This is a genomic window from Rhizobium sp. 05N49 (assembly GCF_056396805.1).
The window spans coordinates 102589-116319 of sequence record NZ_JBFTME010000008.1 but is presented as its reverse complement, the minus strand read 5'-3'; the positions used below and the strand labels follow the sequence as shown (position 1 = coordinate 116319).

The window sequence follows — 13731 nt, the reverse complement described above, 5'->3', positions numbered from 1 at the left end:
TTTACTTCGCTCTCAACATGACAATCATGAAGAGCGAATTCCTGTCCAGATCGACCGAGGAAAAGGTGCTGCCAGTCACGCTGGCGGACATCAAGCGGGCTGCCGCCCGCATCTTCGGCCGGGTGACGCGCACACCGCTCATCTACTCCGGTTCTCTGTCTGAGCGCACCGGTCAGCCCGTCCATCTCAAGCTCGAGACGCGCCAGCCGATCGGCGCATTCAAGCTGCGCGGCGCGATGAACGCGATCCTCTCGCTGGATGACGCGGCACGCAAGCGTGGTCTCGTCACTGCCTCGACAGGAAATCACGGTCGCGCCGTCGCCTATGCCGCACGAGAACTCGGCGTTCCCGCCACCATCTGCATGTCATCGCTTGTTCCCGCCAACAAAGTCGAAGCGATCCGCGCGGTGGGCGCCGAGATCCGCATCATCGGCACATCTCAGGACGATGCTCAGGTGGAAGCCGAGCGCCTGACCGAGAGCCGTGGCCTCACGCCGATCCCGCCCTTCGACGATGCGGACGTCGTTGCCGGTCAAGGCACGATCGGCCTCGAAATTGTCGAGGATCTTCCCGATTTCGCGACCGTGCTCGTGCCTCTTTCCGGCGGTGGTCTGGCTGGCGGCATTGCTGTTGCCATCAAGACCTTGAAGCCCCAAGCCCGCGTCATCGGCATATCGATGGAGCGTGGGGCGGCTATGCATGCGGCGATCGCCGCCGGCAAGCCTGTCGCGGTCCGCGAGGAGGAAACGCTGGCGGATTCGCTGGGCGGCGGCATCGGTCTTTCAAACCATGTGACCTTCACACTTTGCCGCGATCTGCTCGATGACATCGTCCTTCTCACCGAAGACGAGATCGCCGAGGGCATCCGCCATGCGGCGCGACAGGAGGACATGACCGTTGAGGGTGCCGGCGCGGTCGGCATTGCCGCCATCCTCGCAAACAAGATCGCAGTTTTCGGCCCTGCCGCTCTCATCATCTCAGGCGGCAACATTGACCCGACCCTGCACCAGAGAATCGTCGCGGAGGCTGCCACATGAGCCGCATCAGCATTTTGATGGAAAAAGACCTTCGCGCTGTCGTCAAGCTCGATGTCTCCGCGGTCGATTGTGTCGAGCAGGCCTTCGCTGCGCTCGCGACGAAAGCCGTTGCCATGCCGCCGATCCTGCGCCTCGACATTCCGGAGTTTCGTGGCGAGGTGGACGTCAAGACGGCCTATGTGCCGGGTTTCGACGGTTTCGCCATCAAGGTCAGTCCCGGATTCTTCGATAATCCCAAGATCGGCCTGCCGAGCCTCAACGGACTGATGATCCTGTTGAGCGCGAAGACCGGGCTGGTCGAAGCCCTTCTCCTCGACAATGGCTATCTGACGGATGTGCGCACGGCAGCGGCCGGTGCGGTCGCCGCACGCCATCTGTCGCGTGAAGACGCCAACGTTGCCACGATTTTCGGTGCAGGCATGCAGGCGCGACTGCAGCTAGAGGCTCTCATGCTTGTACGGCCGATCAAATCGGCCCGGATCTGGGCACGCGATCACGCAAAGGCCAAGACGCTTGCTTCCAATTTGGCTCGCGACCACGCGATCGAAGTCACCGCCATTGCCGATCCGCGTGAAGCCATCCGAGGCGCGGATATCGTTGTAACGACGACACCGGCAGAAAAGCCGCTCCTGATGGCCGAATGGCTTGAACCCGGTCAGCATCTGACAGCAATGGGGTCGGACACAGAGCACAAGAACGAGATCGACCCCGCCGTCTTTGCTCGCGCGACTTACGTTGCAGATCGGCTCTCGCAGACCCGCATTCTCGGCGAACTGCACCATGCCATCAAGGCCGGCGCAGTGACGCTGGACCAGCAGTTTGCCGAACTCGGAACCGTGATCGCCGGCACGGCGGTCGGTCGGTCGAGCGCAGACGAAATCACCTTCGCAGACCTCACAGGCACAGGCGTGCAGGACACTGCCATCGCCAATCTGGCACTTGCCCGCGCAAGAGACGCAGGAAGCGGCCGGACGATCGAAAACGACATCAAAATGGGAGATGCAGCGTGAGCGTGACGCTGAATTTTACGCGCGGGGAATATGCCGCGCGCTTGTCGAAGACCCGTCAGGCGATGGAAAAGGCGGGGATCGATCTCCTGATCGTCACCGATCCGTCCAACATGCACTGGCTCACCGGCTATGACGGTTGGTCCTTCTATGTGCATCAATGCGTTCTGGTGCCGCCGAGCGGCGAGCCGATCTGGTACGGTCGCAAGCAGGATGCCAATGGCGCCAAACGCACCGCCTATCTGAACCATGACAATATCATCGGCTACCCGGATCACTACGTCCAGTCGAACGAGCGCCACCCGATGGATCTCCTGGCGCAGATCATCGATGAGCGGAAATGGTCGAGCCTGACTGTCGGCGTCGAGATGGACAACTACTACTTCTCGGCCGCCGCCTTCGCGTCTCTGCAAAAGTATCTGCCCAATGCCCGCTTCAAGGATGCGGCGGGTCTCGTCAACTGGCAGCGCGCGGTCAAGAGCTCGACCGAGCTCGACTACATGCGCAAGGCGGGCAAGATCGTCGAGCTGATGCACAAGCGCATTGTCGAGGTCGTGGAGCCCGGCATGCGCAAATGCGATCTCGTCGCCGAAATCTATGACGCAGGCATTCGCGGGACGCATGAATTCGGCGGTGACTATCCGGCGATCGTGCCGCTGCTGCCATCGGGTGCGGACGCTTCCGCGCCACACCTGACCTGGGATGACAAGCCGATGCGCTCGGGCGAAGGGACGTTCTTCGAGATCGCCGGCGCCTACAAACGCTACCACTGCCCGCTTTCGCGCACCGTGTTTCTCGGCAAGCCGACCCAAGCCTTTCTCGACGCGGAAAAGGCGACGCTCGAAGGCATGGAAGCGGGCCTGTCCGCAGCAAGGCCGGGCAATAGCTGCGAGGACATCGCCAACGCCTTCTTCGCGGTTCTGAAGAAATACGGGATCATCAAGGACAACCGCACCGGCTATCCGATCGGTCTGTCCTATCCGCCGGACTGGGGCGAACGCACCATGAGCCTTCGCCCGGGCGACCGCACGGAACTGAAGCCTGGCATGACCTTCCATTTCATGACCGGTCTCTGGCTCGAAGACATGGGGCTCGAAATCACCGAAAGCATTGCGATCACCGAAACAGGCATGGAATGCCTGTCAAACGTGCCGCGCCAATTGTTCGTGAAGGGCTGATGGGATGCTGACCGGCACGCCTCGTCCCTCGCCAATCGCCCCTTCCGTCGATTTCGACGCGAAGGGCGTGCAGCACGGGCATTTGCGCCTACCCTACAGCCGCGATGACAGCGCCTGGGGTTCGATCATGATCCCGGTCTGCGTCATCGCCAATGGCGAAGGCCCGACCGCACTTCTGACCGGCGCCAATCATGGCGACGAATACGAAGGTCCGGCCGCCCTCTTCGAGTTGGCGCGGTCGCTCGATCCTTCGGAGGTCAACGGACGCATCATCATAGTCCCGGCGCTCAATTACCCTGCGTTCCGGGCCGGTACACGCACATCGCCGATCGATCGCGGAAATCTGAACCGCAGCTTTCCAGGTCGCCCGGATGGCACGGTAACGGAGAAGATCGCCGATTACGTGACACGTCACCTGATCCCGCTCGCCGACATTGTGCTCGACTTCCATTCCGGCGGCAGGACGCTCGACTTCCTGCCCTATGCCGCAGCCCACGAACTGCCCGACAAGGCGCAGGAGGCGCGCTGTTTCGATGCCGTTGCGGCTTTCGCTGCCCCCTATTCAATGAGGATGCTGGAGATCGATGCTGTCGGCATGCTCGATACGACGGTCGAGGAAATGGGAAAGACCTTCGTGACCACCGAGCTCGGCGGGGCGGGCACGGCAAGCGCGCGTACGATCGAGATCGCGCGGAAGGGCAGCCTCAATCTCCTGCGCCATGCCGGAATACTGACGGGCGCGCCAGACGCTCGGCCGACCCGCTGGCTGGATATGCCATCGGACGACTGCTTCACCTTTGCCGAGGACGACGGACTTATCGCCTTTGCCCTTGATCTGGGCGAGCCGGTCAAAAGGAACGAAATCGTCGCCCGTGTGTATTCCGTCGGGAAGACAGGCGTTGCGCCAATCGAATACCGCGCCGCCATGGACGGCGTGCTCGCGGCCCGCCATGTGCCCGGCCTGATCAAGGCCGGCGACTGCCTTTCCGTCATCGCAACGATCACGGAGAAAACCTGACCAGACGAAAGACGTGAGATCCGAAAACGGACCACAAGACCTTAACCAGAGGAGAATTCGAATGCGCATCTCAAAAACCATTTGCCTTTCCGCGCTTGCGCTCGGCATCGGCGTCACATCGGCCAGCGCACTGACCGTCGAAGAGGCCAAGAAGCAGGGATTTATCCGGGCCGCCACAGCCAACGAGGTCCCCTATTCCTATATGCAGCCGGACGGCACCTCTGCCGGCATCGGCCCCGATGTTGCCAATGCCGTCCTGAAATCCATGGGCATCGAGGAAATCAACTGGACGGTGACGCCCTTCGGCACGCTCATCCCGGGCCTTAAGGCGCGTCGCTTCGACTTTGCTGCCGCAGAGCAGAACATTTCCCCCGAGCGTTGCAAGCAGGTCGCCTTTACGGAACCCAACTCGTCCTACGGCGAGGGACTGCTGGTCAAAAAGGGCAATCCGAAGGGTCTGACAACCTATGCCGACATCGCCAAAGACCCGTCCTTGAAAGTTGCGGTGGTTTCGGGCGCAAACAATGTCGACTTCCTGCGCGCCGTCGGCGTCAAGGACGACCAGATCGTCTTCATTCCGGCGAATGCCGATGCGATCCCAACTGTACAGAGCCGCGTCGATGCCTATGCGGCCACCGAGCTGACGGTCTCCGCGCTCGCCAAGGATCAAGCCAATGTCGAGCAGGTCGCGCCGTTCAAGGACCCGATCGTCAAGGAGGCACCGGTCCGCAACTACGGCGGCTTTGCCTTCCGTCCGGAAGACAAGGAATTGCGCGACGCGTTCAACACTGCGCTTGTCGCGTTCCGAAAGACGGACGACTACAAGAAGATCCTCATGAAGTACGGTCTGTCGGAACAGAGCATTGCGGCAGCAGCTGAGAAGAACGTCGCCGATCTCTGCGCCGGGAAGTAACGACAAAGGCGCCCGGTCCCGGACCGGGCGCCACCTGCTTTCATTCGGAGAGAATGCCAGATGAGCTGGACAGCCTATCTTTCCATGATTTGGCACGGCGCTATCGTGACGATGACGATCACCGTGGCAGCGATCGTCTGTGGCGCGCTGCTCGCCTTCGTCTTCGGCATCCTGCGTGTCGAGGGAGGACCGCTCCTGTCGGCCGTCGCGCTGTGTTACACGGAAGTATTTCGCGGGACGTCGCTGTTCGTTCAGCTGTTCTGGTTCTATTACGCGCTGCCATTGGTCGGCCTGAGTTTCGATCCGATCACCACCGGCATCCTGGTATTGGCCGCCCATGTCGGCGGCTATGGCGCCGAAATCGTCCGCGGGGCGCTCCTGTCGGTCTCCGTGCAGCAGCTGGAAGCCGCCCGGGCCTTGAATTTCAACCGCGTCCAGACGCTCTTTCGCATTTCGCTGCCGCAGGCCGTTGTCGAGATGATGCCGGCCTTCGGCAACCTCGCCATCGAAACGCTGAAGCTGTCCTCGTTGGTCTCGTTGATCTCGATTGCCGACCTTACCTTCGCAGCCCAATCCATCCGCAACATCACGCTGGATAGCGCCAGCGTCTATTCGGTCACGCTCGTGTGCTACTTCGCCATGTCGCTTGTCCTGATGGCAGCCGTTCGCGTGATCGAGCACTTTGTACGACGCGGCGATGTCTTTCCCCGCGGCGGCCATTCGTAAGGATAGCAATGATGTATGGTTACGAGTGGGACACAACGACCTGGGTCACTTACACGACCTCGATCCTCCCGATCATCCTGATCGGGTTGACGGTCACATTGAAGGCAGCCGCTGCCGGCTTCGGGATTGCGCTGGTGCTCGGCCTGGTGTTCGCTCTGCTGCGTCGCAGCCGCATCATAGCAATCTCCTGGACAACCGCGCTCATCGTCGAGTTCCTGCGCGACACGCCGCTTCTGGTGCAGCTGTTCTTTCTCTACTACGTGCTGCCCGATTTCGGTGTCGTGCTGCCCGCGTTCCTCACCGGCGCATTGGCGCTCGGTCTGCAATATGCGGCCTATACGTCGGAAGTCTATCGCGGCGGCATCGAAGCCATACCACGCGGGCAGTGGGAAGCAGCAACCGCGCTCAACCTGTCGCGCATGCAGACGTATCGCGATGTCGTCATTCCGCAGACTGTTCCGCGCATCGTGCCGGCCATGGGCAACTATCTCGTCGCCATGATCAAGGAAACGCCGGTTCTTTCCGTCGTGACCGTTCTCGAAATGATGGGGCTTGCCAACATGATCGGCGAGCGCACGTTCGAATACCTTGTGCCGCTGACCCTTGTCGGCGTGATCTTCCTTCTCCTGACGCTGATCTGCTCGGCCGGCCTCCACCGCTTGCAGAGAGCTCTTCCCAAAGCAGGAATACCCTTGCGATGACCAATACCTCCGAGCAACCCATTATCGAATTTCGCGACGTCACCAAGCGTTTTGGTATTCTGACCGTACTCGACAACTTCAATTTTAGTGTTGCGAAAGGCGAAAAGGTCACCCTGATCGGCCCATCCGGCTCCGGTAAATCCACGGTTTTGCGCATCCTGATGACGCTCGAGCCGTTCCAGGAGGGCACGCTGACCCTGGCCGGTACGTCCTACCACGAAGCGGGCGGCAAAGGTTCTTTCCAAGCTTCGGAAAAGCACCTGCGCCAGATCCGCAATCACGTCGGCATGGTCTTTCAGAGCTTCAATCTCTTTCCTCATATGACGGTCCTTCGTAACGTTGTCGAAGCGCCCGTACGGGTACTGGGAATGGCGCGAGCGGAAGCGGAAGCACGTGCGATTGAACTGCTGCAGATGGTGGGGCTGGCCGATAAGAAGGACCACTATCCGGTACAGCTTTCCGGCGGGCAACAGCAGCGCGTGGCGATTGCCCGTGCGCTTGCCATGCGTCCACGCGTTCTGCTTTTCGATGAGCCGACCTCGGCGCTCGATCCACAACTGGTCGGCGAAGTGCTGTCCGTCATCCGCGGACTGGCACATGAACATGATCTGACCATGCTGCTCGTCACCCATGAAATGCGCTTTGCCCGAGAAGTATCGGATCGCGTCTGTTTCTTCGATAAGGGTCGCATTTGCGAACAGGGCGCGCCGGACAAGATATTCGGTTCGCCGCAAGCGGAGAGGACACGCGAATTTCTGTCATCCGTCCTTGGATGATCAGAAAATCGAGCGGCCGGCTATGCAAGCGGAAGGCGACAACAAAGCGACGGAACGAGCGCCGCCCGCGTCACTCGTCAGCATTTGTTTTTGAGCGCTGGATCAGGCGGCCTGTCCCCTCCGCAAGCCGCCGACATCAGCTTGACGGTGTCGCACAGGGTTGGAGCGCCTGCCAATCCCGCCGACCGTCACGAGGGAGAGGACAATGCCACTCCCTCATCGACGTCGTCACAAAGTGGCAACCGCCCAGCAGATGAGCGGACCGTCTTCGGGGTCGCTCCTTCGCCCCGTCGGTGAAAAGCCGTTGCGCTCCAGCACGCGCTGGGAGGCAACGTTGGCGACGGCCGTTTCTGCAGACACGCTTTTGACTCGAGGGTCGCTGCGCGCCCAGTCCAGCAGTTCCGCGACGGCTGCGGTCGCCATCCCCCGGCCTTCACGCGAGGGCGCGACGCCGTAACCGATATGCAGTTCGCCGTTTTCAGGAGGTCTGATGATCGAGCAGAGGCCGACGACCTCGTCGCCATCCACGATCATCCAGGCAGACGGAGTGAAATCGGCCGCGATGGCGCGGTTCAGATCGGAGAGCATGCGCAGGACCTCCCGCGGTGCGATGGCGCTATCCTGCAGGAGACGGAGGCCCGACGGCACAACGCCATCGGCGAGCGCGTCGAAGGCGCTCGATGTAAGGGAAATGATCATGAGTTTCTCAGCTTGGAGATGACGCCTTTCGAAGGCGATCATTGGCCGAGACGCGCTTGAGCTTCAGCCTTGGGCTAGGCAGCGGGCTGAAATCTCCGGCGACACGGCCGGCGAATTGCAGGTGAGGCGGGCGGCAAGCATAGGCATCTCCAAGAGTTGATCATCGGTACCAGCGGCACACTGCGCATGCAAGCCTGCTGCAGCCTGGTTTATCGCGGATGCCGTCGCCCACCTGGGGGCTTATGTCATCGTTTGCCGGCCTTCTTCTCTTTCATGTCATCCGGAAGGACATGCATTCTCGATGCATGTGCCGCCGCCACGAAGGCTTGGCGTGCAATTTCCGGATCGAGATAGAGCTGCATGGCATCCATCGAGGTCGCGAGCGCATGGTGGAATGCGGCGGGATCGTTTTCGAGATGCGGCCACTTTTCGCTCAGCAGAAAAGCGGCGAGATCCTCGACGCTATGGGCCTGACGATATTTCGCCGCGCCGTCGATCTCGACGTGAAGCGGGCGGATCGGTGTCGAGCTGTGAAGATTGTCCATGACGCAGTACCTCTCGATGTCTCGACCGATTCACATGGGACGGGAATCAAATGAGTCGAGTCGCAGGTCGCAGAATCAGCGCCTTGGCGCCGCTGGCTCATTCCCAATTGAAGCTTGATCATTTTGCCCGTTTCCGGCTCGGCGCTGCACCTTTGGACTAATCCCCCACAAACGTGACCGTTTCGGCGAGCGGAACTCGACCCGTCCGGGGATAGCTGACGGTGGGGTCCTCGTATCCGATCGACATGCCGCAGTAGAGGATCAGCCCGTCCGGGGGCGATAGGATCTCCGCGACAGACTCGCGAACCTGCGACCACGCCATCTGCGGGCAACTGTGCAGGCCTTCGGCGCGGAGCAGCAGCATGACTGTCTGAAGATACATGCCGACGTCGGCCCATTGAGGTCGCCCTAGGTCGCGGTCGATGTAGCAGAATAGGGCGGCGGGTGCGCCGAAACAGTTCCAATTGGCAATGGCTGCGCGCTGGCGCGCCTCCCAGTCTTCACGTGCAATGCCGAGCGCGCTGTAGCGTTCTCGTCCGAAAGCTGACCGGCGATCCGCATACGGGGACTTCAGCGAGGACGGGTACATCTCGTACTGTCGCTCGTCCCACGGATCGCCATGGGCGACGCGCTCGACAGCGGATGTCTTGAGCTCGACCAGGGGCGCGCCGGTAATGACGTAAGTGTTCCACGGCTGGATGTTCGATCCGGATGGCGCCCAAGAAGCCGCGTCGAGCACGCGCTCCAGTATCTCCCTCGATACAGGCTCGTCTTTGAACCCTCGCACAGACCGGCGGCTAGTCACTGCCTCATACACATCCATGACGTTTTCCTCCGTGCTGCCGGCATTCGCGTCGCTCCAATGCCGCGGGGTCTAATTGCGCGCCTCCCAGACCCACAGACAACCCAAACTTAGTGTCTATATCCTTCGCACGCGCGGCTTTGCCGCTTTTGGAAAGTACCCGCAGGACGCAATAGGGTAGGTACGAAGAAGGCTGCGCGAAACCGGCCTTCCTCGACTTCGCTTACAGGCGGCTCACTTATCGGCCGCGCCGAATGCGACCTCGCCGCCTCATCGAAACATGACTTCGGCGTCCGTCACGGGGCATGCCGTTGCAATGAGCGGATACGAACGAGCAACCCCATGTGCGGAATCCAGGTTGCAGGTTACGGTCCTAACCGTCTGTCCGTCGTTCAACTGTCAGCGCCATAGGCATCGCCCAACTTGCACTGCCAAGAGGCCACCGCAGCAGCCGCACCTCGTCGCCTTCGACCTGCGCCTCCCATCGCGCATAGAACTTTCGCTGAAATCCCGTCAAACGCACGCTCTGGCAAGCGATCGGGCCACCGTCAAAATTCAGAGCAACCTTTAGGTTCAACGGCGAGTCTTTCAGGAAATCGGCAAGGCCGGTGAGCGAGAAGAAGGCCTCCTTTGTGGTGCCGATGATCACGCGCCCATCGTTGTCCTTGGCGACAAAAGTCCGATTGGCAAGCCACCGGCTTTTGACTGGCACATGCGTCTGACCGTCGGCGCCGAGCAACAGGGGATAGGACACCATTGCGTTGGTCGCCCCTTGAAAAGCCGTTTGCCATGATTGTGCAGACAGACCCTTGATATCCGCAAAGCCTTCGCCGGAGACGAAGGCTCCTGCCTTGGCGTCATAGTCCGCCGGTCCCATTGGCACGCCGTCGCTGAGGATCGGCGTGTCAGGCTCGCCCTTGTGATCGTAGTAGCTGCCGTTAACGATCAGCACCGCCTGTGGGACCGCCTTCTCCCATTCGTCGATCCCTCGGTCGCCGGCAGACGCATTCCTCGCCACGAACCGATACAGCATGGGATCGATCCGATTGAGCAGGATGGTATCGATTTCGTGGCCGCCGACCATGACGGGAAGTTCCGCCACCTCGAAGCCCTTCTCGGCTTCGCGCCAAATGACTTGACCGGCTGTTGCGACCGGCTCGGGATTGGTCAGAGACAGCTGCATGGCGGGAGACAAGCGCGGATCGTTGGCTTTAACGCTGATCCAGTAGGTCCCGCCCCTTCGCAAAATCACATTGAAGCCGTAAGCGCCGGACCGATCCCATAACCACGCGGAACCTCCCATCACGACGATCGAAGCAGCAGCGATGACCGCAATGAAGATCCTGGCTCTCAACGACATACGGGTCCCTTGGCCTCAAAAACCATTGTTAGCTGCTCGGCAAAGCTGCTTCAGCGATGGAACTGCTGTTTCAAGGAAAGCTTTTTGGTGGCAAATTCAACTAAAGCGCGGCCCGGCGTGCGATCTCGTTTTTGTCCTCAGCCGCCCGAGATACTCCCGATAGCCGAAGCGCCCCGCAGAAGGCACGAAAATCGAGCCAGCATCTCACCTGCTAACCCTGAGATTCGATAGTGAGTTGCCAATCTGCTTGAAGGCGGATTGCAACGCTGCGGTGCTAGGCGAGTTGAAGTAAAATGCGTTCTGGCTCGCGCAACCACGCAGGAGATTCTGCGTACTGGTGCCGGGATTGTTGAACGCGATCGTGTAGACGATAACGCCGGCATTCTTCATGGCCGTGCAAACCTTGCTCAGTCGATTGTTGAGTTCGGTCACTGCCGTGCTGGAATTGCTGGTTCCGAGATTTTTGTCGGCAAGCCAGCCATAGGCGCTGTAGACCTGCTCTGACATCGTGTTTGCACCGTCGGTCATGATTACCGCCGCCTTGCTCATATGCGGCGTGTAATAGTCCAGCGGAAGCTTGTATGTCGTCATGTCGCCACCCCAAAGACCGCGCCACTTGGGTGAGAGCATCCGCCATCCCCAGACGGCTCCGAAGTTGACGTGCGTATTGCCGACCGCCTTCATGGCGTTAATCGCGGAAACGACCTTCGCCTTTTCGGGTGTCAGCCGCGTGACTTCGGCCGGGCAGTTCTTGTTCGGACCGTTCGTTTCATCGAGCGTCGCGTCATAAGTCTTCTTGCCCTTGCTGTTGACGCTGATCCAGTCGTTGCCATCGCTGTCTTCCCAGTAGTAGGGCACAATTGGATTGGTGGACGGCACTGCGTCCGAGACATCGTCCACGGTTGCGCTCTGCGCCTCGACACATCCACCCCACGAGGTTGTTCCCCAGTCGAGCGCGGCGAGCGATCCCGCCTGCAGCCAATCCGTGTGCGCCTTTCCGACATTGACCGTCTGCGAGAAAGGAACGATTCCGACATAGAGGTTTTCGGCAATGGGCTTGTCGCCATAGAGAATGTCGACGAGCGTGTTGGCAGCACTCTTGAGGCTGGTAATACCTGAGCCGGCCATAGAGCCGGTGTTGTCCAGCACCAGCGCCAGTTCAAGGCCACTCGTCGAACGCTCGATCACGCTCTCTGCGCTGGTGCTGATCGTCTGGATACCGAGAATCTTCATGAGCGATGCCGGTGCGCTGGCGCTCGCCTTTACGGTCAGTGTCTTGTTGTCGCTCGAGATCGTCCAGGTGAGACCGTCGAGCGTCGCGCCGATCTGCCCGTCTCCGAAGTTAGCCACCGTGAACTTGCGCAGTTGGACATCGATCGTCGCGGTGTCGAGCTTGGCAACGGTAGACAGCGCTCCCGCGTCGATCGAACGCTGCAGCGTCGAATGCAAGAGCATCAGCCGGGCGGCATCGATGCCGAAGCCGGTAGCACCGATCAGTACGAGACTGACGATGCCAACGAATGGCAATACCGCGCCATCTCTGTCCCGGCAAAAACCCGTGATCATGGATCCCAATCCCATTGGATCAATCTTTCTTGCAGCTAGCATCCGGGCGCGCTTGTGAGGCTACCGAGACGGGGACGGAAAACCGCTGTCTCATAGAGTTGCGGTTCGATGGAGATGAAGTTCGAGAATATCGGCGTATGCCGGTAAAAAACCTCGGCGACGATAACGTTGTCGGTAGCGTCTAGCGTGAGGTTACCGGGCAGCGTCGCCGCCTTGTTCACGATGCCGATCTTGCTCGTGCTCGGAAGTGCGCCGCCCTTACATTGCCAGGCCACGATAGAAGTGGCTCCCCCCGTACGCGATACCGAGGACAGGATCACATAACCGTTCTTGCCGAAGTCGTCGGTTCCCATGATCTCGGACGTGACCGTGAATATCGATGCAACGTCGGAGGCGGTCAGAGTCTCGTAGCGGGAAACCGCGTCGGCGACCGTGGACGCCATCTGCGAGGCCTGGAAATGAGATCGCGCATAAAGGGCGATTTCGCCCCCGCCGCAAAAGAGCAGCAGCAACACAGGCATTATGATGGCCATCTCGATTCCGGCAACGCCGTTGTCATCGTGCACAAGGCGACGGATGAGGAGAACCCACTCTCTGGCCGCACGGCATACGATCTCAATAGGGCTCATTCTGGACCACCGCTGTTGCCGTCAGTTCAACGGTGCCGTTGTTGCCGATGAGCCGATTGAGAAAAGGTGTGTGGAACGACCAGGGATAGGTCACCGTGTAGATAACGACCTGTGCCGTGCCACCATAGCCGCTGGCGCCCTGGTCCTTGTCATAGACGCCGTTACCGTTGACGTCCGTAAAGTTCTCGCCGTTGTCTCTGACACCATTGCCATTCTTATCGATAAAAGGCTCCGGCTTTTTCAGAGCGTCAAAGCTCTTATAGGAGAGGCTCGTGATAACGAGCTTGTCGGCATCCATTATGACGCCAGCTTCAGATCTGATTTTCTGCTTCACGGTCGCGTCCTGAGTGGACTTTTCCGAGATGAAGCCCGTCCTGCCTGTTCTTGCAGCGTCATAAGTCGCGTTCTTCAAAAGGATGTCGGCGGCAAACGCGATTCCCGTCTCGATAATGGCGAACATGATGAAGATCAGGATGGGGGCAATGATCGCGAATTCAACGGCAGTGGCGCCCTCTTCAGACGCACGAAATCGTCCGATCGCGAGACCTCTCAAAACACACCTCATCCACCGAATTATTCAACCTGAGGAAGCAGTATCGCCGGAATGTTCACAACGTTCTAAAAGAAACGATCACATTTTATGCAACCAAGGCTTAGCACTATAAAACTGCGTTTCCCGGATAGGCTTTGCTGAACCGATAGGGGAAACTGACCGATGTTTGACGAGGGTGTCGCTGGGTGCCGGCCTCACCGCATACCCGAAAAACGTAGGCC

The 13731-nt window shown here is 59.9% G+C and carries 15 protein-coding genes; 8 read left to right on the top strand and 7 right to left on the bottom strand.

All coding sequences use genetic code 11. The features are described from left to right. Window positions 1–17: 17 nt before the first annotated feature. From eutB to ehuA, 8 genes are all read left to right on the top strand, one after another. Window positions 18–1037 (top strand): hydroxyectoine utilization dehydratase EutB, encoded by a 1020-nt coding sequence (eutB, locus tag AC1DF8_RS17695; protein WP_478154297.1) that lies wholly within the window; start codon window positions 18–20, stop codon window positions 1035–1037. Continuing rightward, window positions 1034–2047 carry an ectoine utilization protein EutC gene (eutC, locus tag AC1DF8_RS17690; RefSeq protein ID WP_478154296.1) on the top strand — a complete coding sequence of 338 codons (1014 nt, stop codon included), beginning with the start codon at window positions 1034–1036 and terminating at the stop codon, window positions 2045–2047. Before eutB ends, eutC begins: the two co-directional genes overlap by 4 nt. Continuing rightward, window positions 2044–3222, top strand: a complete 1179-nt coding sequence (gene doeA / locus AC1DF8_RS17685) for an ectoine hydrolase DoeA (protein ID WP_478154295.1) — start codon at window positions 2044–2046, stop codon at window positions 3220–3222. Before eutC ends, doeA begins: the two co-directional genes overlap by 4 nt. Before the next feature lie 4 nt (window positions 3223–3226). Then, window positions 3227–4240 carry a N(2)-acetyl-L-2,4-diaminobutanoate deacetylase DoeB gene (doeB, locus tag AC1DF8_RS17680; protein ID WP_478154294.1) on the top strand — a complete coding sequence of 338 codons (1014 nt, stop codon included), beginning with the start codon at window positions 3227–3229 and terminating at the stop codon, window positions 4238–4240. Between the two features lie 61 nt (window positions 4241–4301). Continuing rightward, on the top strand, window positions 4302–5153 hold the full coding sequence (gene ehuB / locus AC1DF8_RS17675; RefSeq protein ID WP_113013770.1) for an ectoine/hydroxyectoine ABC transporter substrate-binding protein EhuB: 852 nt from the start codon (window positions 4302–4304) through the stop codon (window positions 5151–5153). Window positions 5154–5213: 60 nt separating this feature from the next. Next, window positions 5214–5879 carry an ectoine/hydroxyectoine ABC transporter permease subunit EhuC gene (gene ehuC / locus AC1DF8_RS17670; RefSeq protein WP_478154293.1) on the top strand — a complete coding sequence of 222 codons (666 nt, stop codon included), beginning with the start codon at window positions 5214–5216 and terminating at the stop codon, window positions 5877–5879. An 8-nt stretch (window positions 5880–5887) separates the two neighbouring features. Further along, the gene (gene ehuD, locus AC1DF8_RS17665) at window positions 5888–6580 is read left to right on the top strand and encodes an ectoine/hydroxyectoine ABC transporter permease subunit EhuD (RefSeq protein ID WP_112542095.1); all 693 of its coding nucleotides are present in this window, start codon (window positions 5888–5890) and stop codon (window positions 6578–6580) included. After that, window positions 6577–7356, top strand: coding sequence for an ectoine/hydroxyectoine ABC transporter ATP-binding protein EhuA (ehuA, locus tag AC1DF8_RS17660; RefSeq protein ID WP_112542094.1), 780 nt, complete (start codon window positions 6577–6579; stop codon window positions 7354–7356). Before ehuD ends, ehuA begins: the two co-directional genes overlap by 4 nt. 228 nt (window positions 7357–7584) lie before the next feature. Here the strand turns inward: ehuA and AC1DF8_RS17655 are convergent, their stop codons facing one another. The 7 genes from AC1DF8_RS17655 to AC1DF8_RS17625 form a co-directional block, all read right to left on the bottom strand. After that, complete coding sequence (locus AC1DF8_RS17655; protein WP_478154292.1) at window positions 7585–8055, bottom strand: GNAT family N-acetyltransferase; 471 nt, start codon at window positions 8053–8055, stop codon at window positions 7585–7587. A gap of 245 nt (window positions 8056–8300) precedes the next feature. Beyond that, complete coding sequence (locus tag AC1DF8_RS17650; protein ID WP_112969655.1) at window positions 8301–8600, bottom strand: DUF982 domain-containing protein; 300 nt, start codon at window positions 8598–8600, stop codon at window positions 8301–8303. A 157-nt stretch (window positions 8601–8757) separates the two neighbouring features. Further along, window positions 8758–9423 carry a nitroreductase gene (locus AC1DF8_RS17645; RefSeq protein ID WP_112542092.1) on the bottom strand — a complete coding sequence of 222 codons (666 nt, stop codon included), beginning with the start codon at window positions 9421–9423 and terminating at the stop codon, window positions 8758–8760. A 352-nt stretch (window positions 9424–9775) separates the two neighbouring features. Further along, window positions 9776–10762 carry a phosphodiester glycosidase family protein gene (locus tag AC1DF8_RS17640; protein WP_478154291.1) on the bottom strand — a complete coding sequence of 329 codons (987 nt, stop codon included), beginning with the start codon at window positions 10760–10762 and terminating at the stop codon, window positions 9776–9778. Between the two features lie 204 nt (window positions 10763–10966). Next, window positions 10967–12328 carry a TadE/TadG family type IV pilus assembly protein gene (locus AC1DF8_RS17635; protein ID WP_478154290.1) on the bottom strand — a complete coding sequence of 454 codons (1362 nt, stop codon included), beginning with the start codon at window positions 12326–12328 and terminating at the stop codon, window positions 10967–10969. A 35-nt stretch (window positions 12329–12363) separates the two neighbouring features. Further along, on the bottom strand, window positions 12364–12957 hold the full coding sequence (locus tag AC1DF8_RS17630) for a TadE/TadG family type IV pilus assembly protein (RefSeq protein ID WP_183851176.1): 594 nt from the start codon (window positions 12955–12957) through the stop codon (window positions 12364–12366). After that, window positions 12944–13510 (bottom strand): TadE/TadG family type IV pilus assembly protein, encoded by a 567-nt coding sequence (locus tag AC1DF8_RS17625; protein WP_246715536.1) that lies wholly within the window; start codon window positions 13508–13510, stop codon window positions 12944–12946. Before AC1DF8_RS17625 ends, AC1DF8_RS17630 begins: the two co-directional genes overlap by 14 nt. Between the last annotated feature and the right edge of the window lie 221 nt (window positions 13511–13731).